Annotated in this window: 23 protein-coding genes; 8 read left to right on the top strand and 15 right to left on the bottom strand. The window is 61.9% G+C overall.

Annotation, left to right across the window (positions count from 1 at the left end):
- Positions 1-191: 191 nt before the first annotated feature.
- Both P3T21_RS21855 and yaaA read right to left on the bottom strand, forming a co-directional pair.
- Entirely contained in the window at positions 192-1,358 is a 1,167-nt protein-coding gene (locus tag P3T21_RS21855) for a M14 family metallopeptidase (protein ID WP_429258025.1), read from the bottom strand.
- A 62-nt stretch (positions 1,359-1,420) separates the two neighbouring features.
- Positions 1,421-2,203, bottom strand: coding sequence for a peroxide stress protein YaaA (gene yaaA, locus P3T21_RS21850; protein WP_429258024.1), 783 nt, complete (start codon positions 2,201-2,203; stop codon positions 1,421-1,423).
- A gap of 57 nt (positions 2,204-2,260) precedes the next feature.
- Here yaaA and P3T21_RS21845 point away from each other — a divergent pair, with 57 nt between their 5' ends.
- Positions 2,261-2,776: a putative toxin-antitoxin system toxin component, PIN family gene (locus tag P3T21_RS21845; protein ID WP_429258023.1), complete on the top strand. Its 516-nt coding sequence runs from the start codon at positions 2,261-2,263 to the stop codon at positions 2,774-2,776.
- Positions 2,777-2,841: 65 nt separating this feature from the next.
- Positions 2,842-4,014, top strand: coding sequence for a pyridoxal phosphate-dependent aminotransferase (locus P3T21_RS21840; RefSeq protein ID WP_429258022.1), 1,173 nt, complete (start codon positions 2,842-2,844; stop codon positions 4,012-4,014).
- A 109-nt stretch (positions 4,015-4,123) separates the two neighbouring features.
- Here the strand turns inward: P3T21_RS21840 and P3T21_RS21835 are convergent, their stop codons facing one another.
- Positions 4,124-4,774, bottom strand: a complete 651-nt coding sequence (locus tag P3T21_RS21835) for a glutathione S-transferase family protein (protein ID WP_429258021.1) — start codon at positions 4,772-4,774, stop codon at positions 4,124-4,126.
- 145 nt (positions 4,775-4,919) lie between these two features.
- On the opposite strand from P3T21_RS21835, the gene P3T21_RS21830 reads away from it, so the two are divergent.
- From P3T21_RS21830 to P3T21_RS21805, 6 genes are all read left to right on the top strand, one after another.
- Complete coding sequence (locus P3T21_RS21830) at positions 4,920-6,494, top strand: 3-hydroxyacyl-CoA dehydrogenase (protein ID WP_429258020.1); 1,575 nt, start codon at positions 4,920-4,922, stop codon at positions 6,492-6,494.
- The gene (locus tag P3T21_RS21825; protein ID WP_429258019.1) at positions 6,491-7,279 is read left to right on the top strand and encodes an oxepin-CoA hydrolase, alternative type; all 789 of its coding nucleotides are present in this window, start codon (positions 6,491-6,493) and stop codon (positions 7,277-7,279) included. The genes P3T21_RS21830 and P3T21_RS21825 overlap by 4 nt, the downstream gene beginning before the upstream one ends.
- Positions 7,276-8,007 carry a histidine phosphatase family protein gene (locus P3T21_RS21820; protein ID WP_429258018.1) on the top strand — a complete coding sequence of 244 codons (732 nt, stop codon included), beginning with the start codon at positions 7,276-7,278 and terminating at the stop codon, positions 8,005-8,007. Before P3T21_RS21825 ends, P3T21_RS21820 begins: the two co-directional genes overlap by 4 nt.
- A 19-nt stretch (positions 8,008-8,026) precedes the next feature.
- Positions 8,027-9,133, top strand: coding sequence for a phosphotransferase (locus tag P3T21_RS21815; RefSeq protein ID WP_429258017.1), 1,107 nt, complete (start codon positions 8,027-8,029; stop codon positions 9,131-9,133).
- A 46-nt stretch (positions 9,134-9,179) separates the two neighbouring features.
- Positions 9,180-10,430 (top strand): acyl-CoA dehydrogenase family protein, encoded by a 1,251-nt coding sequence (locus P3T21_RS21810; RefSeq protein WP_429258016.1) that lies wholly within the window; start codon positions 9,180-9,182, stop codon positions 10,428-10,430.
- 153 nt (positions 10,431-10,583) lie between these two features.
- On the top strand, positions 10,584-11,285 hold the full coding sequence (locus P3T21_RS21805) for a glutathione binding-like protein (protein ID WP_429258015.1): 702 nt from the start codon (positions 10,584-10,586) through the stop codon (positions 11,283-11,285).
- Positions 11,286-11,360: 75 nt separating this feature from the next.
- Here the strand turns inward: P3T21_RS21805 and P3T21_RS21800 are convergent, their stop codons facing one another.
- The 12 genes from P3T21_RS21800 to P3T21_RS21745 form a co-directional block, all read right to left on the bottom strand.
- Complete coding sequence (locus tag P3T21_RS21800) at positions 11,361-11,828, bottom strand: MaoC family dehydratase (RefSeq protein WP_429258014.1); 468 nt, start codon at positions 11,826-11,828, stop codon at positions 11,361-11,363.
- Positions 11,825-12,283 carry a MaoC family dehydratase gene (locus P3T21_RS21795; RefSeq protein WP_429258013.1) on the bottom strand — a complete coding sequence of 153 codons (459 nt, stop codon included), beginning with the start codon at positions 12,281-12,283 and terminating at the stop codon, positions 11,825-11,827. Before P3T21_RS21795 ends, P3T21_RS21800 begins: the two co-directional genes overlap by 4 nt.
- Before the next feature lie 33 nt (positions 12,284-12,316).
- Complete coding sequence (locus P3T21_RS21790; protein WP_429258012.1) at positions 12,317-13,444, bottom strand: acyl-CoA dehydrogenase family protein; 1,128 nt, start codon at positions 13,442-13,444, stop codon at positions 12,317-12,319.
- A 10-nt stretch (positions 13,445-13,454) separates the two neighbouring features.
- Positions 13,455-14,651: an acyl-CoA dehydrogenase family protein gene (locus P3T21_RS21785; protein WP_429258011.1), complete on the bottom strand. Its 1,197-nt coding sequence runs from the start codon at positions 14,649-14,651 to the stop codon at positions 13,455-13,457.
- 55 nt (positions 14,652-14,706) lie between these two features.
- Positions 14,707-15,132: a DUF1178 family protein gene (locus tag P3T21_RS21780; protein ID WP_429258010.1), complete on the bottom strand. Its 426-nt coding sequence runs from the start codon at positions 15,130-15,132 to the stop codon at positions 14,707-14,709.
- A gap of 251 nt (positions 15,133-15,383) precedes the next feature.
- Complete coding sequence (locus P3T21_RS21775) at positions 15,384-15,974, bottom strand: NUDIX domain-containing protein (RefSeq protein WP_429258009.1); 591 nt, start codon at positions 15,972-15,974, stop codon at positions 15,384-15,386.
- Positions 15,975-16,017: 43 nt separating this feature from the next.
- A complete protein-coding gene (locus P3T21_RS21770; protein ID WP_429258008.1) occupies positions 16,018-16,320 on the bottom strand; it encodes a DUF2818 family protein in 303 nt (100 codons plus the stop codon).
- Positions 16,320-17,792, bottom strand: coding sequence for an NADH-quinone oxidoreductase subunit NuoN (gene nuoN, locus P3T21_RS21765; protein ID WP_429258007.1), 1,473 nt, complete (start codon positions 17,790-17,792; stop codon positions 16,320-16,322). The genes P3T21_RS21770 and nuoN overlap by 1 nt, the downstream gene beginning before the upstream one ends.
- 25 nt (positions 17,793-17,817) lie before the next feature.
- Positions 17,818-19,308: an NADH-quinone oxidoreductase subunit M gene (locus P3T21_RS21760; RefSeq protein WP_429258006.1), complete on the bottom strand. Its 1,491-nt coding sequence runs from the start codon at positions 19,306-19,308 to the stop codon at positions 17,818-17,820.
- 14 nt (positions 19,309-19,322) lie between these two features.
- Positions 19,323-21,401: an NADH-quinone oxidoreductase subunit L gene (gene nuoL, locus P3T21_RS21755; RefSeq protein ID WP_429258005.1), complete on the bottom strand. Its 2,079-nt coding sequence runs from the start codon at positions 21,399-21,401 to the stop codon at positions 19,323-19,325.
- Between the two features lie 17 nt (positions 21,402-21,418).
- Complete coding sequence (gene nuoK / locus P3T21_RS21750) at positions 21,419-21,724, bottom strand: NADH-quinone oxidoreductase subunit NuoK (RefSeq protein ID WP_006052894.1); 306 nt, start codon at positions 21,722-21,724, stop codon at positions 21,419-21,421.
- A 17-nt stretch (positions 21,725-21,741) separates the two neighbouring features.
- Positions 21,742-22,461, bottom strand: coding sequence for an NADH-quinone oxidoreductase subunit J (locus P3T21_RS21745; RefSeq protein ID WP_429258004.1), 720 nt, complete (start codon positions 22,459-22,461; stop codon positions 21,742-21,744).
- Positions 22,462-22,478: the final 17 nt, after the last annotated feature.

Below are 22,478 nucleotides of genomic sequence, written 5' to 3'. Positions count from 1 at the left end.
TGCACGACCTGCACGACCTGCACGACCTGCACGACCTGCACGACCTGCACGACCTGCACGACCTGCACGACCTGCACGACCTGCACGACCTGCACAACCCGCACAACCTCCACCGGCGCGACCGGGCCAACCTGACCCGCCGTGCCTCACCCCGCTACTCTCCCACTACAACGTCACCTCTCCCGTCGTCGTCAGGCAAACGTCTCGATGTGCCTCAAAATCGCGTTGAGCATCGCCGCGCCCAGCGAAGCGCTGCGCTCGCCATTCCAGCCCACGCGCTCATCGGGCAGGTTCGCGTTGTCCTTGAACGGCATCTCCAGCGTCAGCGACAGGCAACCGAATTCATTGCCGATGTACTTCGACGCGAGCTTCAGCGCGTCCTGCCGGTACTTGCTCGACTCGTAGCCGTATTTGTCCTGGAAATCCGGACTGGCCTGTTTGAACGCTTCGATAAAGGCCTTCTGTTCCTCGCCCTGCTTCTCCGTGAAACCCGGCAGCATCTCCGAGCCCGCGACAAACACGTACGGCAGCGCTTCGTCGCCGTGGATGTCGAAGAACAGGTCGCAGCCGGTCGCGTGGATCGCATCGCGCACGAGCAGCACTTCGGGACTGCGTGCCGCGTCCGGCTCCATCCATTCGCGGTTCAGGTTCGCGCCCGCGGCATTCGTGCGCAGATTGCCGTGCGCGCTGCCATCCGGATTCATGTTCGGCACGATATGGAACACCGCGTGATCGTAAAGCCTGCGCGCGACCGGATCGCCTGCCCAGTCGCCCCACCCCGCCAGACGTTTCACCATGCCTTCGACGAACCACTCCGCCATCGTCTCGCCCGGATGCTGGCGCGCGATGATCCAGATTTTCTTCTTCGGCTTCGACGTGCCGTCTTCGGCCATATCGGGCGTGCCGAGCGTGAGCAGCGACATTGGCCGGCCTTCGACTGTCTTGCCCAGGTCCGTGAGCGTCGCGTGCGGCATCTGCTGGACCGCGCCGAGAAACTCGGAATGGCGCTCTTCGCCGTACGGCTCGAAATACGCGTAGTGAATGCTGTCGAAGTCGGGCGTGTGGTCGATGGTCAGCACGCGGCCGTCGTACGAAGCCGGCACCCGAAACCAGTTCACACGGTCGTAGCTCGCCATCGCGTTATAGCCGCGCCAGCCTTCGGCGAATGCGCATTCGTGCGCGTTCTCGAAGGTCATCACGCAGCGCTCGCCCGCGGCACCCGATAACCGGAAGTAGAACCATTGCGCGAACTCAGCGTGACTGTCGCGTCGCACGCGCAGGCGGATGTTGTCAGCCTGTTCGCAGGACACGACTTCGATTGCGCCTGCGTCGAAGTTGCTTGTGATCGAAATCGTCATAGTGTTGGCCTGCCTGTGGTACGTGAGGTACCTGGTGTATGTGGTGTGTGCGGGGTCGCGACTTACCCGGCGATGCGCCGGCGAAATACGTAAGTGGAATCATTCGAAGCATCGGGATCGAACGCGTAGCCTTCCGCGTCGAAGCCCTTCAACGCTTCGGGCGCGTCGAGGCGATTCTCCACCGCGTAACGCGCCATCAGGCCGCGCGCGCGTTTCGCGTGAAAGCTGATGATCTTGTAGCGGCCGCCCTTCCAGTCCTCGAACACGGGGGTGATCACGGGCGCGTCGAGCAGCTTCGGCTTCACCGACCTGAAGTACTCGTTCGACGCGCAATTCACCAGGATCCGCGCCGCGTCCGCGTTCTTCTTCAACTGGGCGTTCAGGGCCTGCGTGATGCGCTCGCCCCAGAATGCGTACAGATCCTTGCCACGCGCGTTCTCGAAGCGCGTGCCCATCTCCAGACGATACGGCTGCAAAAGATCCAGCGGACGCAGCAGCCCATACAGCCCCGACAGCACACGCACATGTTTCTGCGCATGGTCGAGATCAGCGGCGGACAGCGATTTCGCGTCGAAACCTTCATATACGTCGCCGTTGAACGCGAGCACGGCCTGCTTCGCATTACGCGTGTCGAATTTCGCGGACCAGTCGGCGTAACGCTGGAAGTTCAGATGTGCGAGCGGATCGGAGATGTCCATCAAGGTGGCGATCTGCTGCGGCGACAGACGCCGCAATCCGCCGATCAGTTCGGCGGCGTCATCGACAAAATCGGGAATCGTGTGTTTCTTGACGTGCGGGGGTGTTTCGTAGTCGAGCGATTTGGCCGGCGACAGAACGATTATCATAGAGGCTTACAGGCACGCCGTGCCTGACGGTCAAAGACGAAAGCACGATTGTAACGAATGCACGGTTCCGATGCCTCGCGCGGCGCGCGCCGCGATGTCCTCCAGGTGGTGCTCGATTCGAACGTATGGATCGATATCCTCGTGTTCGACGACCCCCATACCCGCCCGATCCGCGCGGCGCTTGAACGTGGCGCGTTGACGGCGCTGATCGACGCTCGCTGCCTCGCTGAATTGACGTACGTGCTCGATTATCCGCAGTTCGCCCGGCGCGAGATCGACAAGGCCGCGGCGCTCGAAACGGTCGCGCGTCTGTCGCAGACTGTCACGCCGCCCGCGCCCGCCGAAGACGCGCGGCCGCTGCCGAAATGCAAGGATCGCGACGACCAGAAGTTTCTCGAACTCGCGCACGCCGCACAGGCCGACTGGCTGGTGTCGAAGGATCGCGCGCTGCTCAAGATGGCGAAACGCATCGCGCGCGATTTCGGTTTCCAGATCGCGCAACCCGCGCCGTTCGTCGCCGCATGTCTCGCGACATCGGCTGAGACATCCACCGAAGCGGCTTCGGCCGCCTGATCAACGCAACGCCTCCTATTCCCTGCAATCAAACCGAGACCCTCGCTCACGCTCCGGACAGCGCCATGAATTCACCGCACGACATGCCCACGACTCCGACCTTCCCGTCCCGTCTGCCGAACGTCGGCACGACGATCTTCACCGTGATGAGCGCGCTTGCCGCGCAGAAAGGCGCGGTGAACCTCGGCCAGGGCTTTCCGGATTTCAGTTGCGATCCGCGCATAGTGGATGCGGTGGCCGACGCGATGCGCGACGGTCACAACCAGTATCCGCCGATGGCCGGCCTCGCGCCGTTGCGTCAGGCGATCTCGGACAAGATCGCGAATCTGTACGGCCGCCGCTACGACGCCGACAGCGAAATCACGGTAACTGCCGGCGCGACACAGGCACTCTTGACCGCGATCCTGTGCACGGTCCACCCAGGCGACGAAGTGATCGTCGTCGAACCGACGTACGACAGCTATCTGCCGTCGATCGAACTGGCGGGCGGCAAGCCGGTGTTCGTCACGCTCGACGCACCCGACTACGCGATTCCGTTCGATAAACTCGCCGCCGCGATCACGCCGAAAACCCGGCTGCTGCTGATCAACACGCCGCACAATCCGACGGGCACCGTGTGGCGCGCCGAGGACATGAAGAAGCTCCAAGAGATCGTGCGCGGCACCAACGTGCTGATCCTGTCGGACGAGGTCTATGAGCACATGGTCTATGACGGCGCCCCGCACGAAAGCGTGGCGCGTTATCCGGAGCTGGCACAGCGCAGCTTCGTCGTGTCGAGCTTTGGCAAGACGTATCACGTGACGGGCTGGAAGGTCGGCTATGTCGCCGCGCCCGCCGCGTTGACGGCGGAATTCCGCAAGGTGCATCAGTTCAACGTGTTCACGGTGAACACGCCGATGCAGCTCGGCCTCGCGCACTACATGCAGGACCCGACGCCGTATCTCGAACTGCCCGCGTTCTATCAGAAGAAGCGCGACTTCTTCCGCGCGGGCCTCGCGAATTCACGCTTCAAGTTATTGCCCTGCGAAGGCACCTATTTCCAGTGCGTCGACTACTCGGCGATCAGCGATCTGCCCGAAGCCGATTTCGCGCAGTGGCTGACCGGCGAAATCGGCGTGGCGGCGATTCCCGTGTCGGCGTTCTATCACGAGTCGCACGAATCGGGCGTCGTGCGCTTCTGCTTCGCGAAGCAGGAAAGCACGCTCGCGACAGCCCTCGAACGGCTGGCGCGTCTCTGATCCGGCGCGCGCGACGATGCGAACGGAAATGTGCTCCTCATCGTCACGCGCGTGTTTTACACCGACGCATCGCGCCTCGCGAGCGACTTCGCGTTCACGTCCACACAGATCACGCCTTTTTGCGCTGCGCCTCGACGTGGGCCTTGCGGTCAGCCGTCACGCGTTGCGCGGCCGGCCGTTCGTTGATCGCCTTCACATACGCTTTCCAGTCGATACCGGCGTCGAGCAGAAAGTCGCGGCCGTAGATCGCCTGCGTGGCCATGCCCACGAGCGGCAGATTGACGAAACCCGCCGCGTCGGCGACGCTGAATCGCTCGCCGTGCAGATACGGCGTGAACTTCGCGAGCCGTTTGAAACCGCTGATATGATGGTTCAGCAGTTTTTCGACGCGCCCCCTGGTCGCGTCGGTGATCGTGCCGCCGAAGAACGCCTGCTTGTACAGATTGCGCGCAGTCAGTTCGAGATGCACGTCGACGAAGAAGATCATCTCGCGCTCTTTTGCGGCAATCCACGGATCAGCGGAGAAAATTGCCTTCTCCGGATAGCGCGCGGCCAGATATTCGACGATCGCCTGCGACTCGCACAGATCGCCGTACTCGGTCTGGATAAACGGCACCTTGCCGAGCGGCGAATGCACGAGCAGCGCTTCGTCCTGGCTCGGCACCACCAGCACCTCCTCAAAAGGGATGTTGTGTTCGAGCAGAACGAATTTCACCTTATTGTAGTAGTTGGACAACGCGAAGCCGCACAGCTTGATCATCAGGTGTCTCCTTCCGGCCTGTTCTGTCTGGTGATGGGACAACGCTTCGCGTGTGGCCGAAGATCGCGCTGTCCGTGTTAACCCATCATCTCAAAATTTGCACGATCGTGCTATTCTAAAAACTACCATGGAGTCGAGCCTTACCATGACCTTTCGTCAGTTCAGCATCGAAACGATCGGCGTCGTCGGCACAGGCGCAATGGGTCGCGGCATCGCGCAGATCGCGGCGCTCTCGGGCATCAACGTGCGTCTCTTCGACACGAATCCGGAAGCCGTCGGCGCGGCGCGCGACTACCTTGCCGACACGTTCGCAAAACTCACCGCTAAAGGCAAGCTTGAACCGGCCCGAGCTCACGCGGCGCTCGCATGCGTGACCGGCGCGGCGGCGATCGCAGACCTTGCGGGTTGCGACCTCGTCGTCGAGGCGATCGTCGAAAAGCTCGACGTCAAACGCACCCTCTTTCGTGAACTCGAAACCGTCGTCGGCGGGAACTGCGTGCTGGCGTCGAACACGTCGTCACTGTCGATCACGTCGATTGCGGCAGGCTGCCAGGATCCGTCGCGTGTTGTCGGCTATCACTTCTTCAATCCGGTGCCGCTGATGAAGGTCGTCGAAGTGATCGATGGCCTGCGCAGCGATCCGGCCGCCGGCGATGCGCTGATGGATCTGGCGCGCCGCATGGGCCACACGCCGGTGCGCGCGAAGGACATGCCGGGCTTCATTGTCAATCACGCCGGCCGCGGGATGAATACCGAAGGCCTGCGCGTGGCGGGTGAAGGCGTCGCGAGTTTTGTCGATATCGACCGGATCATGCGCGAGCAGGCGGGCTTCCGCCTCGGACCCTTCGAGCTGCTCGACCTGACGGCGCTCGACGTGTCGCATCCGGTGATGGAGTCGATCTATCACCAGTTCTATGAAGAACCGCGCTTCACGCCGTCACCGATTACCGGCACGCGGCTCGCGGGCGGATTGATCGGACGCAAGACCGGCGAAGGGTTTTATCAATATGTAGACGGCAAGCAGCAGGTCGAAGCCGAAGCTGCGGCGCCGACGGAATTGCCGAAACGCGTGTGGGTCAGCCGACGCTATCCGGAAGCGCGCGAAGCCGTGCTGCGGATCTTCGCTGAAAGCGGCGTCGCGCTCGACGAAGGCGCAACGCCCGCAGCGGATTCGCTGATCGTCGTCACGCCTTTTGGCCACGACGCGACCACGGCCGCCGTCGACGAGAATCTCGATGCAAGCCGCGTCGTCGCTATCGATGCGCTGTTCCCGCTGGCCGGCGCACAACGCCGCACGCTGATGACAACGCCCGCGACCACGCGCGCCTCGCGCGACGCCGGTCACGCGCTCTTCGCATCCGGCAACGTACCCGTCACCGTGATCCGCGATTCGACCGGCTTCGTCGCGCAACGCGTGGTCGCGACCATCGTCAACATCGGTTGCGATATCGCGCAGAAACAGATCGCGTCGCCGCTCGATATCGACCTTGCCGTCACGCTCGGCCTCGGTTATCCGCGTGGACCGCTCGCACTCGGCGACGCGCTCGGCGCGAAGACGATTCTCACGATCCTGCGCAATATCTTCAGCGTGCTGGAAGATCCGCGTTACCGTCCGTCGCCGTGGCTCGCGCGACGCGCACAACTCGGCCTTTCGCTGACGCAAACCGACGTGGCCGATGCAAACGCCAATGCCGACACCCATGCAAAGGACCCGCGATGAGCGCCGAACTTCTCACCTCTCGCCCGGCCGAAAGCGAATCGACGCTTGTCCTCACGCTGTCGAATCCAGGCGCACGCAACGCGCTGCATCCGGACATGTACGCGGCCGGCATCGAAGCGATCGACACGGCCGAGCGCGATCCGTCGATCCGCGCAATCGTGCTGACCGGCGCGGACCAGTTCTTCTGCGCGGGCGGCAACCTGAACCGGCTGCTCGAAAATCGCGCGAAAGACCCTTCGGTGCAGGCGCAAAACATCGATTTGCTTGGCGAATGGATCGCCGCATTGCGTTCATCGACGAAACCGGTGATCGCAGCCGTCGAAGGCGCGGCGGCCGGCGCGGGGTTTTCGCTCGCGCTCGCCTGTGACCTGATCGTCGCCGCCGATGACGCGAAGTTCGTGATGTCATACGCGCGCGTTGGCCTGACGCCGGACGGCGGCGGCTCGTGGTTCCTCGCGCAGGCGTTGCCGCGCCAGCTCGCGGCCGAAGTGCTGTTCGAAGGCAAGCCGGTCGTCGCGACGCGTCTGCACGAACTGGGTGTGGTGAACAAGCTGGCAAAAGCAGGCGCCGTCCGCGATGCAGCGCTCGCGTGGGCCGACGATCTCGGCAAGATTTCTCCCTATTCGATTACACGCATCAAATCGCTGATCGGTGCAGCGGGCACGCAACCGCTCTCCGATCATCTCGCCGCCGAACGCGACAGCTTCGTCTCCGCGCTGCATCAGGGCGACGCACTCGAAGGCATCACCGCGTTCCTCGAAAAACGCACACCAGTCTACAAATGAGCGAACCGCACAACGTCACCTTTGAGTTGCCGAAGCGTCGCCGAATCTATCTGATGCGACATGGCGATGTCACATACTTCGATGCCTCCGGTCGCGCGATCGATCCGGAAACCGTGCCGCTCAACGAGAATGGTCGCGAACAGGCGAGCGCTGCGGGCCGCGTGTTCGCGCAGGAGCAGGTTCGCTTCGATCGCGTGATCGTAAGCGACCTGCCGCGCACAGTCGAAACCGCGCAGCGCGTGCTCACCGAAACCGGTCAGCAGATCGAGCTCGAAATCGAGCCTGCGTTGCAGGAAATTCGCGGCGGGCGGCTCGGCAGTATCCCCGCTGAAGATCTCGAAGCAGCGTTTCTGAACGCGTTCGATGGCATCGTCTCCGAAGACACGCATTTTCTTGGCGGCGAAACGATCGGCGAACTGTTCGACCGCGTGCTGCCGGCGCTCGCGGCGTTGCGCGACGACACGTCGTGGGACACCATCCTCCTCGTGCTGCATGGCGGCGTGAACCGCGCCATTCTCTCGCACGCGATCACGGCGGGCGGCCGCACGTTCTTCGGCCATCTGGCGCAGGCGACCGGCTGCATCAATGCGCTCGACGTCGGCGCCGCGCCGCGCGACTGGGTGCTGCGCGCGATCAACTATTCGCCGCCCTCGCCGCTCCATCGCGACGTGCGGAACACGACGATGGAACTGCTCTACGCACAATTCATTCAATACAAGCGTAGCTGAACCCGATCTGGAGGAGACAATGGTGCAAGCCGGCCCCGCAGGAGAATCGGAACACACGCCGGACTACTCGGCATTCGAAGGCACACGGCCCGTCGCTGACAAACAGCGCTTCGACGCCGGGGTACTTGGCGCGTGGCTTGCGCAACATGTCGAAGGCTTCGCCGGACCGCTCACCGTCGAGCAGTTTGCCGGCGGCCAGTCCAATCCCACCTTCAAACTCGTCACGCCCTCCCGCTCATATGTGATGCGCGCGAAGCCTGCGCCCGCGGCAAAACTGTTGCCGTCGGCGCATGCGGTGGAACGCGAATATCGCGTGATGCACGCGCTCGCCGACACCGACGTGCCAGTCGCGAAAATGCTCGCGCTCTGCGAAGACGAAAGCGTGACGGGACGCGCGTTCTACGTGATGGAATTCGTCCAGGGACGCGTGCTGTGGGACCCGTCGCTGCCCGGCATGACGCCCGATGAGCGCCGGGCGATCTACGACGAAATGAATCGCGTGATCGCCGCTTTGCATCGTGTCGATCCCGAAGCGGTTGGACTCGCCGGTTACGGCAAGCCGGGCAATTACTTCGCGCGACAGATCGGCCGCTGGAGCAAGCAGTACGTCGCGTCCGAAACCGAACTGATCGACGCGATGAATCGCCTCATCGAATGGCTGCCGCTGCATATGCCCGCTGAAACGGGTGAGCGTGCGTCGGTCGTGCATGGCGATTACCGGCTCGACAACCTCATCTTTCATCCGCACGAGCCGCGAGTGCTTGCTGTGCTCGACTGGGAACTGTCGACGCTCGGCGATCCGCTCGCCGATTTCGCGTATCACTGCATGGCGTGGCACGTCGATCCCACACAGTTTCGCGGTATCGCGGGCCTCGACTGGGCCGCGCTCGGCATTCCGGACGAAGCGCACTACGTCGCGCGATATTGCGCGCGCACCGGCTTCGAAATCCAGGGCGACTGGAACTTCTATCTGGCGTACAACATGTTCCGCATCGCGGCGATCCTGCAGGGGATCATGAAACGCGTCGTCGATGGCACGGCCGCGAGCGCGCAGGCAATTGATGCCGGTCGTCGTGCGAAGCCGATGGCGGAACTCGCGTGGCACTACGCGCAGAAGGTACGCTAAGCCGCTGCAGCCCCGAACAATTGCTTATCTACCCGCGAGGTCATACATGAATTTCGATTACACCCCGAAGGTTCAGGCGCTGCGCGAGAAGTTGCTCGCCTTCTTCGACGAACACATCTATCCGAATGAGCGCGCGTTTGCCGAAGAGATTGCGCAGAACCGCCAGAACGGCAATGCCTGGATTCCGACTGAGCTGATCGAAAGTCTCAAGCAGAAAGCGCGCGATGCGGGCCTGTGGAATCTGTTCCTGCCGGACTCGGCGCGCGGAGCGGGTCTGACGAATCTGGAATACGCGCCGCTCTGCGAGATCATGGGACGCGTGCCCTGGGCGCCGGAAGTGTTCAACTGCAACGCGCCCGATACCGGCAACATGGAAACCATCGAGCGCTACGGCAGCGAGGAAAACAAACGCGAATGGCTTGAGCCGCTGCTGCAGGGCCATATCCGTTCAGCGTTCCTGATGACGGAGCCGGCGGTAGCATCGTCGGATGCGACGAACATCCAGACCAGCATCGTGCGTGATGGCGACGACTACATTATCAATGGGCGCAAGTGGTGGTCGTCGGGTGCGGGCGATCCGCGCTGCAAGGTTTATATCGTGATGGGCAAGACCGATCCCGAAGCGCCGCGTCATCAGCAGCAGTCGATGATCCTGGTTCCCTCCGACGCGAGCGGCATTACCGTGCATCGTCCGCTGACGGTATTCGGCTATGACGACGCGCCGCACGGTCACATGGAAATCACGCTGGAAAACGTGCGCGTGCCGGCGTCGAACCTGCTGCTGGGCGAAGGTCGCGGCTTCGAGATCGCTCAAGGCCGGCTTGGGCCGGGCCGCATTCATCACTGCATGCGGCTGATCGGCCTTGCGGAACGTGCGCTCGAGCTGATGTCGAAGCGGTCGCTGCAACGCGTTGCGTTCGGCAAACCTGTCGCGGCGCAAGGCGTGACGCTGGAGCGTATCGCCGAAGCACGTTGCATGATCGAACAGGCGCGTCTCCTCACGCTGAAGACGGCATACATGATGGACACCGTCGGCAACAAGGGCGCACGCGGCGAGATCGCGATGATCAAGGTCGTCGCGCCGAACATGGCGTGTCAGGTGATCGACTGGGCCATGCAGGCGCACGGCGCGGCCGGCATGAGTGACGATTTCCCGCTCGCCTATGCGTACACGTCGGCGCGCACGCTACGTTTCGCTGACGGTCCCGATGAAGTGCATCGCAACGCGATCGCGAAACTCGAACTGTCGCGCCATGCGGAAACATCGAGCGATGTGGCTGCAACGAAACATTCGTGACTACAGTGTGATTCACGCGATGCAGCGGCGTGGCCGGCCTGAGCCACGCCCTGCATCAACATTCGATCTGTGCTCTAATTTTCGCCTGCCTCAATGTTGCGGCGTCGCAAGTTGCATCGCGCGGCGCTGCGCTCATGAAAACCAGGAGTCACGATGATCGATGTCTACAGCTGGGCGACCCCGAACGGCCACAAGATCCACATCATGCTGGAGGAAACCGGCCTCCCGTACACGGTGCACCCGATCAACATCGGCGCCGGCGACCAGTTCACGCCCGAATTCCTCGCGATCAGTCCGAACAACAAGATTCCCGCGATGGTGGATCCCGACGGTCCAAAGTCCGCTGACGGCAAGCCGTTTTCGCTATTCGAATCCGGCGCGATCCTGATTTATCTGGCCGAGAAGACCGGCAAGTTCCTGCCGACGGACCCGGCCACCCGCTACACGACGCTGCAATGGCTGATGTTCCAGATGGGCGGCATTGGCCCGATGCTCGGCCAGGCGCACCACTTTCGCCTCTACGCGCCGGAGACGATCGAATACGCGATCAACCGCTATACGAATGAGACGCGGCGTCTGTACGGCGTGATGGATACACAGCTCGGCAAGACGGCTTATCTGGCGGGCAACGACTATACGATCGCGGACATCGCATCGTTCCCGTGGACGCGCTCATGGAAAAACCAGGGCGTCGAACTCGACGACTTCCCGAATGTGAAACGCTGGCACGAAGAGATCGCCGCACGTCCGGCGGTGATGCGTGGCGTGGAAGTGCTGGCGTCGGCGCGAAAGGAACTGACCGACGACAAGGCGCGCGAGATACTGTTCGGCGCGACGCAATACGCGAAGCATTGAGTGCCGGCAATGAAAAACGCGGTTGCCTGTGTGGGGCAACCGCGTTTTGCTTTCGGTAGCTTTAAGGCGCTGAAGCTAGAAATAATGCCGCGTGATGAACTCGGCGATACAAACGGGCCGTTCGCTGCCCTGCTTTTCAAGCGTCACATTCCAGATGACCTGAACGCCGTTGTCATCGACATCCGTCACGCTGGCCACCAGGAAGTTCGCGCGCACTCTCGAGCCAACCAGCACCGGTGACGTAAAGCGCACGCGATTGAGCCCATAGTTGACGCCCATGCGCTGCTTCAACGAAACGGTCTTTTCAAGCAGCGCGGGAATCAGCGACAGCGTCATAAACCCGTGTGCGATCGGTCCGCCAAACGGCGACTCACGCTTCGCCCGCTCGGGATCGACGTGAATCCACTGATGATCGCCGGTCGCAGCCGCAAAACGGTCCACGCTCGCCTGATCGATTTCGACCCAGTCGCTGACCAGCGCGTCGCCGCCGGCAAGCGAACGCAGCGCATCGGCATCCGCGGCTGTGACGTCATCGGGCGTCATGACGCGCTGCCCGGATTCCGCAGACCGAAGAGCCCTTTCGAGCGCACCGTGATGACTGTCTCGCCGTGCTGGTTGATGCCTTCCCATTGCGTCGAAACGATCCCACGATCCGGCTTGCTCGCCGACACGCGCCGGTCGAGGATGGTGTTCGTCATGCGGATCGTATCGCCGACATACACCGGCCTGATCCAGCGAATGTCGTCGATTCCGGGCGAACCCATCGATGTCGAACCCGCAAATGCGTTACGCACGAGTAGACCCATCATCACCGAACAGGTGTGCCAGCCGCTTGCAATCAACCTGCCGTACGGCGAAGCAGCCGCGCCTTCGTCGCTGACGTGAAATGGTTGCGGATCGAACTGCTCGGCGAACCTGACGATCTCGTCACGCGTGAACGTGTGTTCACCGATTTCGAAGGTCTTGCCCACCTCCATGTCTTCGAAACTCAAACCCATGCTGGCACTCCGTTCGGTTAGATCAGCGTTCGATCATACTTCGGCAACGGCAAAACCGGGCAGCGCGGCGAAGCGTTCGAGATGATGATCGACGTCGCCGAGCGTGGTTTCGATGATCGCGAGACGCTTGAACAGATGCGCCGCCGCGACTTCGTTGGTCACGCCCATGCCGCCGTGCAGTTGAACCGCCTGCTGCCCGACAAAACGCGCGGCCTGCCCGACGCGAACCTTCGCCGCGGACACCGCGCGACGACGCTCGTCGGCATCTTCGCTCGCGTAGCGGACTGCGGCGAGATACGCGACCGAGCGCGCCTGTTCTGCGTGGATCAGCATCTCGACCATGCGATGTTGCAACGCCTGGAAGCGCGCGATCGGCACGCCGAACTGCTGACGCTGCTTCGTGTATTCGGCGGTGGCGTGATTCAGCGCGTCGAGCGCACCAACGGCTTCCGCGCAGAGCAACACGGTGCCGTAATCGGCGATGCGCTCGAGCGTCGCGGCGCCCGCATGCGCGCCGGCCAGACGTCGCGCCGGTGTCGCTTCGAACGACAGCGTCGCGGCGCGCTGACCGTCGATCGTGCGGTAGTCGGTGACCTTTACGTTCTGTGCATTGCGATCGATCACAAACAGCGCGATCTCGCCGTCCAGTCGTGCGGGCACGATCCAGTGATCCGCCTGCGCGCCGTGCTGCACGACTGATTTTTTACCCGTCAGCGTGTAGCCGTCGCCCTGCTTCGTCGCGGTCGTATTCACGGCGAAAATGTCGTAGCGCGCATCCGGCTCATGAAACGCGACCGCGAGCTTGATCTCGCCCGCTGCGGCGCGTTCGAGCAGTTGCGCATCGTCGCCTTGCCCGCTGCCTGCGAGGCGCACTGCCTCGATGCCCACGGCCGTTGCCCAGTACGGCTCGACGACCAGCGCCCGACCCAGTTCCTGCATGACCACGAGCATGTCGACCGTGCCGCCGTCGAAGCCGCCCTGCGCTTCCGGCACCGGCAGCGCCGTCAGGCCGAGTTCGGTGAAAGCGGACCAGTGCGCGTCCGACACACCGGCTTCCGTATGCACGATCGACTGGCGTGCCTCGAAGCCGTAGTTCTTGTCCAGATAGCGGCGCAGTGCGTCGGCGAATTGCTGTTGTTCGTCGTTGAAAGTGAAGTCCATGCGCCGCTCCTCAAAGGCCCAGAATCATCTGCGCGATGATGTTCTTTTGAATCTCGTTCGAACCGCCGTAGATCGACGTCTTACGGAAATTGAAGTAATACGCCGCCAGCGGCGCTGCATCGTCGTCGCCCGCGATGCTGTGCTCGCGCTCACCCTCGAGGAACGGCACATCGAACGGCGCGGCCATCGGACCGACCGCTTCGAACATCAATTCGGTCAACGCCTGTTGCACTTCGGTGCCCTTGATCTTCAGCATCGACGCTTCCGGTCCCGGCCCGCGTCCGCCTGTCTCGGCGCTCACGACACGTTGCACTGTGATTTCGAGCGCCATCATTTCGATTTCCAGATTCGCGACCTTCGCGGAGAACACCGGGTCGTGGAGCAACGGCTTGCCGTTCTTTTTCTGGTTGAGCGCGAGACGCTTCAGGAACACGAGTTCGCGCTTCGACTGACCGACACGCGCGATACCTGTGCGCTCGTGGCCAAGCAGATACTTCGCGTACGTCCAGCCGCGATTCTCATCACCGACGAGATTTTCGACCGGCACTTTCACGTCTTCGAAGAAGACTTCGTTTACCTCGTGATCTTCGTCGAGTGTGATGATCGGACGCACGGTAATGCCGGGCGTCTTCATGTCGATCAGGATGAACGAAATGCCCTCCTGCTTCTTCGCGCCGCTATCGGTGCGCACGAGGCAGAACATCATGTCGGCGTGCTGGCCGAGCGTCGTCCACGTTTTCTGGCCGTTCACGACGTAGTGATCGCCAACGCGCTCCGCGCGTGTACGCAGCGACGCGAGGTCCGAGCCCGAGCCCGGCTCGGAGTAACCCTGACACCACCAGTCGGTGCCGTCGAGAATGCGCGGCAGGTAGTGGCGCTTTTGCGCCTCGCTGCCGTATTTCATCAGCACGGGCGCCACCATCGATACGCCGAACGGCAGCACCGACGGCGCGCCGATGCGGGCACATTCTTCGTCCCAGATGTGGCGTTGCGTCGGGTCCCAGCCCGGGCCGCCGAATTCTTTCGGCCACGCGGACACCGACCAGCCGCGCGTGCCGAGCAGCTTGTGCCAGCTCGCGAAGTCTTCGCGGTTCAGACGTTTGTGGTTGAGTACCTTGTCGCGCAGCGCGTGAGGCAGGTTAGCCTCGAGCCACGAACGGATGTCGGCGCGGAATGCGTCGTCAGCTTGGGAATAATCCAGATTCATGCGCTAAGTCTCCTGGCCGCGGCTGGACCGCCGCCGCCAGGAAGGCACCGCGCCGTTACTGCAGCGGTTCTTTCAGGGCGGCCGGGACCGGCAGCGACATCACTTCGATGCCTTCTTCGACCAAGGCTCTCGCGTCTTCGGGTGTCGTGACACCACGAATACTGCGTGCAGGCGCTTCGTTGTAGTGAATGCGCCGTGCCTCCTCGGCGAAGCGGTCGCCCACGTTCTCGGTCTTTTCCAGTACCTCGCGCAGTGCACGCATCGCGTACGCCTGCAATTCAACCGCGTTCGCAGGCGCGGAAGCCGCCGTAGCGCCGGACAGGTTCAGCCTGGGCGCAGACGGCACACGGCTCACTTCGGTCACTCCGCAGATCGGACATTCGACCAGCTTGCGGGACAACTGCGACTCGAAATCATCGGCGGAAGCGAACCAGCCTTCGAACCGATGGCCATGCGGACACGTTAAATCGAGGACCTTCATGTGGAATCAGGGCTTGCAACCAGTTTATCGCAAAATGGAAATTTGTGAACGATCGTTCGCAAAAAATTTAGCTTTTCATCTAAGGGCGCGATGCGCGCTTTCAATCGATAGCGTGGGCCGATTCTAGCGCTTTGCGGCGAACCCCGCCGGAGTCGATTGAAACGCCGGGAGCTATCGCTGAAACGATAACGGCGGCCTCGCGGACCGCCGTTATGTGTTTGATGCGATGTTCGTGTGCGTACGCCGCCGGTTCAGTCCGCTTCAGGCGCGGCGGTCGGCCATACGCCCGACAAAACCTTCTCCAGCCAGAACGTCCCGATGATCGTTTTGACGTCGGTGATCTTGCCGGTGCGCACCCACTCCGACACTTGCGGCACGGTCGCCGTGAAGAGTTCGAGGAATTCGCCATCGTCCAGCTTGCGCTCGCCAGCGGTCAGCCCACGCGCGAGGTAGATGTCGATGAACTCCGTCGAATACGAAATGATCGGGTGGATGCGTGTGATGTACACGTATTCGCGCGCCGTATAACCCGTTTCCTCGGCCAGTTCGCGCTTTGCGCAGGCCAGCGCGCCCTCATCCGGATCCAGCTTGCCGGCCGGATACTCGTACATCACCTTGCCGATCGGATAGCGAAACTGGCTTTCCATCAGCACGCGGCCGTCGTCAAAGAGCGGGATCACCATCACGGCGCCCGGATGCTGCACGTATTCGCGCGTGGCGTGCTTGCCATCGGGCAACTCGACGGTATCGCACTTGAGCGTCAGGAACGGACCCTCATGCAGCGTCCTGCTCTCCAGGCACTTTTCGGTGAGCTTTGCGTCGTGGTTCGGGAGTTCAGCCATGTGCGGACCTCAGAAAAAGCCGGGAGCGCGACGGCTGGCGCCGTCAGCGTCGTTTGAGAAGATACTGCCAGGTGAAGCCAGGGAAAGCGAACACGACGAAGAGACTGAACGTGACCGCATAGAACTGCCAGCCCTGGTCGAAGCGGTTGCCGGCGCGCGCTTCGAGCATGAAGCCGAGCGCGCCGATCACGAAATACAGCACGATCATTTCGGCTATTCGCAACCAGGCGCTCTTCTTCGCCGCCTTCAACTTCATCGGGACGACGGCGAAGAGCCGCTGGTTCAGGAACGGCAGGTTGGCGCCCACGAGCGCCAACAACACGATAAACCAGCCTGCTGCCGACATTACAGCGGCAGTGTGTGCTGGATAGCCTGCAGGCAGACCGTCATCAGCGGACCCGGCACGATGCCGAGCACCAGTACCGCGACACCGTTCAGCGCGAGCAGCGCGCGCTTGCCGGCGTCGCCGACGATCGGCGACGTATCCTGCGGCGCGTCGAAGTACATCAGCTTGACGATACGCAGGTAGTAGAACGCGCCGAACAGCGACGTCACCACGGCCAGCACAGCGAGCCACGTCAGACCTGCGTTCACCGTCGCTTCGAGCACGGCGAGCTTCGCGTAGAACCCGACCGTCGGCGGAATGCCAGCGAGCGAGAACATCATCACCATCATCACGAAGGCGAAGATCGGGCTGCGCTGGTTGAGACCCTTGAAGTCGTCGAGCGTTTCGGCTTCGAAATCGCGGCGTGCGAGCAGCATCACGATGCCGAACGTGCCGAGCGTCGTCACGAGATAGACGATGCTGTAGAACATCGCCGAACCGTAAGCGTCAGCCGCCCCACCCGCCTTGCCGTCGACCACACCCGACAGCAGACCGAGCAGCACGAAGCCCATGTTCGAGATCGCCGAGTAAGCCAGCATCCGCTTGATGTTGCGCTGGACGATACCCGTGATGTTGCCGACGATCATCGACAGCGCCGCGAGAATCACCAGCATTTCCTGCCAGTCGACGGCGAGCGGCAGCAGACCCATCACCAGGAAGCGCAGGCCCCACGCGAATGCCGCGACCTTCGGGCCACCGCCGGTGAGCAGCGTCATTGCAGTCGGTGCGCCTTGATAGACGTCCGGCACCCACATATGGAACGGCACTGCGCCCATCTTGAACGCCACGCCCGCCACGATGAAGATCACGCCGAACAGCAGCACGACATCGTTGATATGACCCGAAGCCACGGCCTTCAGCACTTCGCCGAGTTCGAGCGAACCGGTCGCGCCGTACAGCATCGAGATACCGTACAGCAGGAAGCCCGATGCGAGCGCGCCCAGCACGTAGTACTTCATCGCCGCTTCGTTCGACTGCGCCGCATCACGACGCAGCGCGATCACGGCATACAGCGACAGCGACATCAGTTCCAGACCAAGGTACAGCGTCAGGAAGTTGTTGCCCGAGATCATCACGAGCTGGCCGAGCAGCGAGAACATGCCGAGCAGGAAGAAGTCGCCGCGGAACAGGTCGCGATCTTCGAGGTACTTGCGCGAATAGATGATCGACACCGCGTAACCCAGCGACACCACCGCCTTCATCGCGCTGGCGAACGGATCCACCACGTACATGCGCGAGAAGAAGTAATGCGGCGTCGGGTCGAATGCGTTGATCGCAAACCACACGCCGGCTACCACCGACGACAGGATGGCGATGTAATACGTCGTACGGCGACTGGTCTCGCCGAAGAACGTGTCGTTGAGCCACGCGACGACCACTGCGAACATCAGCAGCGCGTCAGGCAACAGAGCATTGATAGGGGCGTTTTGCATGATCTTTAGATTCCTCCGCTCTGTATTACTGTGACAACGGCAGCTTGGACTGCGCGACGTGGGAGAGGAGGTTTTCCACGGATACTTGCATCACGTCGGTGAAAGGCTTCGGATACAGGCCCATCAACAGCGTCAGGCCCGCCAGCACAGCCAGCATGAAGAATTCGCGACGGTTGACGTCGAGCAGGTTCTTCACGTGATCGTTCGCGACGGCGCCGAAGTACACGCGCTTGTACATCCACAACGTGTAGGCCGCGCCGAGAATCAGCGTGAACGCCGCACCGCCCGCGATCCAGAAGTTGTACTGGACGGCGGCCAGAATCACCATGAATTCGCCGACGAAACCGGAGGTGCCCGGCAGGCCGCAGTTGGCCATCGAGAACAGCATCACGAGCGCCGCGAACTTCGGCATCGTGTTCACGACGCCGCCGTAATCGGCAATCTGGCGCGAGTGCATACGGTCATACAGCACGCCGATACACAGGAACATCGCGCCCGACACGAAGCCGTGCGAGATCATCTGGATGATTGCGCCTTCCACACCGAGCTGGTTGAAGATGAAGAAGCCGAGCGTGACGAAGCCCATGTGCGCAATCGACGAATACGCGACCAGCTTCTTCATGTCCGTCTGCACCATCGCGACGAGACCGATGTAGATCACCGCGATCAGCGACAGCGTGATCACGACTGGAGCCAGGAAGTGGCTTGCGTCCGGTGCAATCGGCAGGGAGAAACGCACGAAGCCATAGGCGCCGAGCTTCAGCATGATCGCGGCCAGCACGACCGAGCCGCCCGTCGGCGCTTCCACGTGCGCGTCGGGCAACCACGTGTGGACCGGCCACATCGGCACCTTCACGGCAAACGCAAGGAAGAACGCGATGAACAGCAATATCTGCGGCGTCATGCCGATCTGCGCGCTCTGCCACGTAGCGAGATCGAACGTGCCCGTCTGCGTGTACAGGTACAGCAGCGCGACCAGCATCAGGAGCGAGCCCATCAGCGTGTACAGGAAGAACTTGAACGCCGCGTACACGCGGTTCGCCCCACCCCACACGCCGATGATGATGTACATCGGGATCAGCGTTGCTTCGAAGAACACGTAGAACAGCATGCCGTCGGCGGCGCTGAACACGCCGACCATGATGCCCGACAGGATCAGGAACGAAGCCAGATACTGCGACACGTTCTTCGTGATCACTTCCCACCCGGCAATCACGACGATCACCGTGATCAATGCGGTCAGCACGACGAACCACATCGAGATGCCGTCGACGCCCAGGTGATAGGTGATGTTGAAGCGTTCGATCCAGTTCGCCTTTTCGACGAACTGCAATTCAGCGGTGCTCGAATCGAAGCTGGTGATGAGCGGAATCGTGACGATAAAGCTGAGTACCGAGCCGACCAGCGCAATCCAGCGCGCCGGGCCGGGGTTCCTGTCGGAACCGATGGCAAGGACCAGGAGGCCGAACAGGATCGGCAGCCAGATCGCGATACTGAGAATCGGATAAGCGTGCATTAGTGTCCCTCGCCTTATTTGCCGCCGAGCGTTACAAACAGGGTCAAGAGCCCCAACATGCCGATAATCATGGCAAACGCGTAGTGATAGATGTAACCGGATTGGAGGAAGCGGATCACGCTGGCAAACCAGCCGATGAAGCGCGCGCTGCCGTTGACGATACCGTCGATGACCACGACGTCACCTTCCTTCCAGAGGCCGCGGCCGATCGCTACTGCCCCTCGTGCGAAGACGACTTCGTTGATCTTGTCCATGTAGTACTTGTTGTCGAGCAGCGTGTAGATCGGACCGAACGCGCGCTTGACGACAGCCGGCAGGTCGGGACGAACCAGATACAGGAACCACGCGACCACAACACCCGCGAGCGCGAGCCACACCGGCAGACCCGCAACCGAGTGCAGACCCATCGACGCCCAGCCGTGGAATTCTTCAGCCATCTCATGCAGCGCCGGATGGTTTTCGCCGATGAAGATCGCCTTGTCGAACGCCACGCCGTGCTGGAAGAAGTCGCCGAACAGCAACGGACCAATAGCAATCGCGCCGATGATCACCGACGGAATCGCCAGCAGCACCAGCGGCACCCACACCACCCACGGTGTTTCGTGCGGCTCGTGCGCGTGGCCGTGATCGTCGTGACCATGGCCATGTGCGTCGTGACCGTGACCGTGATCGTCGTGCGCGTGCGCCGCGGCTTCGATACCCATCGGCGATTCCGGATGCTTCGGATCGCGGAAGCGCTCCTTGCCGTGGAACACCAGGAAGTACATACGGAACGAGTACAGCGCCGTGACAAACACGCTCGCCACGACCGCGAAGTACGCGAAGCCCGAACCCGGCAGATGCGACAGCTTCACTGCGTCGATGATCGAGTCTTTCGAATAGAAGCCCGCGAAGAACGGCGTACCGATCAGCGCCAGCGAACCGACCAGCGACGTGATCCACGTGATCGGCATGTACTTGCGCAGGCCGCCCATGTTGCGGATGTCCTGATCGTGGTGCATGCCGATGATCACCGAACCCGCGCCGAGGAACAGCAGCGCCTTGAAGAACGCGTGCGTCATCAGGTGGAAAATGGCGACCGGGTAAGCCGACACACCGAGCGCGACCGTCATGTAACCGAGTTGCGACAGCGTCGAGTACGCGACCACGCGCTTGATGTCGTTCTGGACGACCCCAAGGAAGCCCATGAACAGCGCCGTGATCGCGCCGATCACCGTGATGAACGACAGCGCACTATCCGACAGTTCGAACAGCGGCGACATGCGCGCGACCATGAAGATACCGGCCGTCACCATCGTTGCCGCGTGAATCAGCGCGGAGATCGGTGTCGGACCTTCCATCGAATCCGGCAGCCATACGTGCAGCGGGAACTGCGCCGACTTGCCCATCGCGCCGATGAAGAGGCAGATACAGGCGACCGTCAGCAGGCCCCAGCTCGTGCCCGGGAAACTCAGCGACGCGAGTTCGTGGTTCTTCGCGAACACATCAGCGTAGTTCATCGAGCCGGCGTAGGCCAGCAGCAGGCCGATGCCGAGCAGGAAGCCGAAGTCACCCACGCGGTTCACGATGAACGCCTTCATGTTCGCGTAGATCGCGCTTTCACGAGTGAAGTAGAAGCCAATCAGCAGGTACGACACGAGACCCACCGCTTCCCAGCCGAAGAACAGCTGCAGGAAGTTGTTGCTCATCACGAGCATCAGCATCGAGAACGTGAACAGCGCGATGTACGAGAAGAAGCGCTGGTAACCGTCGTCGTCGGCCATGTAGCCGATCGTATAGATGTGCACCATCAGCGACACGAAAGTCACCACGCACATCATCAGCGCCGTCAGCGAGTCGACGAGGAAGCCGACTTCGAATTTCAGCTTGCCGACGGTCAGCCATTCGTAGACGGTGGCGTTGAAACTCGCGCCGTTCAGCACGTCGAAGAAGACGATTGCCGACAGGATGAACGAGATCGCGACGCCGAGGATCGTGACCGAGTGTGCCCCGGCGCGCCCCACCGCTTTCCCGAACAGCCCCGCAATCAGCGAGCCGGCCAGCGGTGCAAGCGGAACCGCTAGCAGCAGGTTTTCATTGAGTGTCGTTGACATAACAGCTTTGCCTGAATTTAACCTTTGAGCTGATCGAGATCCTCGACGTTGATCGTGTCGAGGCTACGGAACAGGGTCACCAGAATGGCGAGGCCGATCGCTGCTTCCGCCGCCGCGACGGTCAGCACGAAAAACACGAAGATCTGGCCATGCACGTCGCCGAGGTAATGCGAGAACGCGACGAAATTGGTGTTCACCGCCAGCAGCATCAGCTCGATCGCCATCAGGATGATGATGACGTTGCGACGGTTCAGGAAAATGCCGACGATGCTGATCGCAAACAGGATCGCGCCGAGGACGAGGTAATGAGCAAGGGTCAACATGTTTTTCTCCTGGGCGCTCAGCCGTTCTTCACGGAAGCAGCGGCAGTTGCCTGAGCTGCGGCGGCCTTTGCTGAGGCCGCCTGTGCTGCTGCAGCGGCTTCGGCGGCTTCGGTCGCGGCGGTCTTTTCCGACGGCATCTTGACGACGCGCACGCGGTCCTGAGCGCGCACCTTCACCTGATCACCGATCTTCTGACGCTTGCTGTCCTTCGCGTGACGCGTGGTCAGCGCGATCGCGGCGATGATCGCGACGAGCAGCACGAGACCGGCCACTTCGAACGCGAAGATGTAGTCGGTGTAGATGATCTTGCCGATGATGCGTGTGTTCGACCAGCCAGCGGTTGCGGCTGCAGCGCCTGCCACCGTGGTGTCGCGCACCGGCTGAACCGTCGCGCCGTAGCCGTGCCAGAGGATCAGCGCGGTTTCGATCACGATGATTGCGCCGACGATCGTCGCCATCGGCACGAAACGTTTGAAGTCGCGCCGCAGCACATCGAGATTGATGTCCAGCATCATCACGACGAACAGGAACAGCACCATCACCGCGCCGACGTAGACCAGCACGAGCAGGATCGCGAGGAATTCAGCCTCGAGCAGCATCCAGATCGCTGCAGCGTTGAAGAACGCGAGCACCAGGAAGAGCGCGGAGCTCACCGGATTGCGCGAGGTGATCACCTTCAGCCCTGATACCACCAGGAGCAGCGCGAAGATGTAGAACAGTACGGTCGTGAATTCCATGATTACCGGTTCATCGT

This window comes from Paraburkholderia sp. GAS334 (genome assembly GCF_050436625.1).
Lineage (GTDB): Bacteria > Pseudomonadota > Gammaproteobacteria > Burkholderiales > Burkholderiaceae > Paraburkholderia.
Note: the sequence above shows the minus strand (reverse complement) of the source record. Positions and strands in the feature narration are given on the sequence as shown.

Coding starts and splice junctions, on each gene's coding strand:
- yaaA (WP_429258024.1), bottom strand. CDS start 2,203: ATGATAATCGTTCTGTCGCCGGCCAAATCGCTCGACTACGAAACACCC.
- nuoL (WP_429258005.1), bottom strand. CDS start 21,401: ATGTCAACGACACTCAATGAAAACCTGCTGCTAGCGGTTCCGCTTGCA.
- P3T21_RS21770 (WP_429258008.1), bottom strand. CDS start 16,320: ATGTCGGCAGCAGGCTGGTTTATCGTGTTGTTGGCGCTCGTGGGCGCC.
- P3T21_RS21800 (WP_429258014.1), bottom strand. CDS start 11,828: ATGACGCCCGATGACGTCACAGCCGCGGATGCCGATGCGCTGCGTTCG.
- P3T21_RS21855 (WP_429258025.1), bottom strand. CDS start 1,358: ATGACGATTTCGATCACAAGCAACTTCGACGCAGGCGCAATCGAAGTC.
- P3T21_RS21775 (WP_429258009.1), bottom strand. CDS start 15,974: ATGGCTGAACTCCCGAACCACGACGCAAAGCTCACCGAAAAGTGCCTG.
- P3T21_RS21815 (WP_429258017.1), top strand. CDS start 8,027: ATGGTGCAAGCCGGCCCCGCAGGAGAATCGGAACACACGCCGGACTAC.
- P3T21_RS21780 (WP_429258010.1), bottom strand. CDS start 15,132: ATGAAGGTCCTCGATTTAACGTGTCCGCATGGCCATCGGTTCGAAGGC.
- P3T21_RS21795 (WP_429258013.1), bottom strand. CDS start 12,283: ATGGGTTTGAGTTTCGAAGACATGGAGGTGGGCAAGACCTTCGAAATC.
- P3T21_RS21830 (WP_429258020.1), top strand. CDS start 4,920: ATGACCTTTCGTCAGTTCAGCATCGAAACGATCGGCGTCGTCGGCACA.
- P3T21_RS21745 (WP_429258004.1), bottom strand. CDS start 22,461: ATGGAATTCACGACCGTACTGTTCTACATCTTCGCGCTGCTCCTGGTG.
- P3T21_RS21820 (WP_429258018.1), top strand. CDS start 7,276: ATGAGCGAACCGCACAACGTCACCTTTGAGTTGCCGAAGCGTCGCCGA.
- P3T21_RS21760 (WP_429258006.1), bottom strand. CDS start 19,308: ATGCACGCTTATCCGATTCTCAGTATCGCGATCTGGCTGCCGATCCTG.
- nuoK (WP_006052894.1), bottom strand. CDS start 21,724: ATGTTGACCCTTGCTCATTACCTCGTCCTCGGCGCGATCCTGTTTGCG.
- P3T21_RS21825 (WP_429258019.1), top strand. CDS start 6,491: ATGAGCGCCGAACTTCTCACCTCTCGCCCGGCCGAAAGCGAATCGACG.
- P3T21_RS21785 (WP_429258011.1), bottom strand. CDS start 14,651: ATGAATCTGGATTATTCCCAAGCTGACGACGCATTCCGCGCCGACATC.
- P3T21_RS21790 (WP_429258012.1), bottom strand. CDS start 13,444: ATGGACTTCACTTTCAACGACGAACAACAGCAATTCGCCGACGCACTG.
- P3T21_RS21805 (WP_429258015.1), top strand. CDS start 10,584: ATGATCGATGTCTACAGCTGGGCGACCCCGAACGGCCACAAGATCCAC.
- nuoN (WP_429258007.1), bottom strand. CDS start 17,792: ATGCAAAACGCCCCTATCAATGCTCTGTTGCCTGACGCGCTGCTGATG.
- P3T21_RS21845 (WP_429258023.1), top strand. CDS start 2,261: ATGCACGGTTCCGATGCCTCGCGCGGCGCGCGCCGCGATGTCCTCCAG.
- P3T21_RS21840 (WP_429258022.1), top strand. CDS start 2,842: ATGAATTCACCGCACGACATGCCCACGACTCCGACCTTCCCGTCCCGT.
- P3T21_RS21835 (WP_429258021.1), bottom strand. CDS start 4,774: ATGATCAAGCTGTGCGGCTTCGCGTTGTCCAACTACTACAATAAGGTG.
- P3T21_RS21810 (WP_429258016.1), top strand. CDS start 9,180: ATGAATTTCGATTACACCCCGAAGGTTCAGGCGCTGCGCGAGAAGTTG.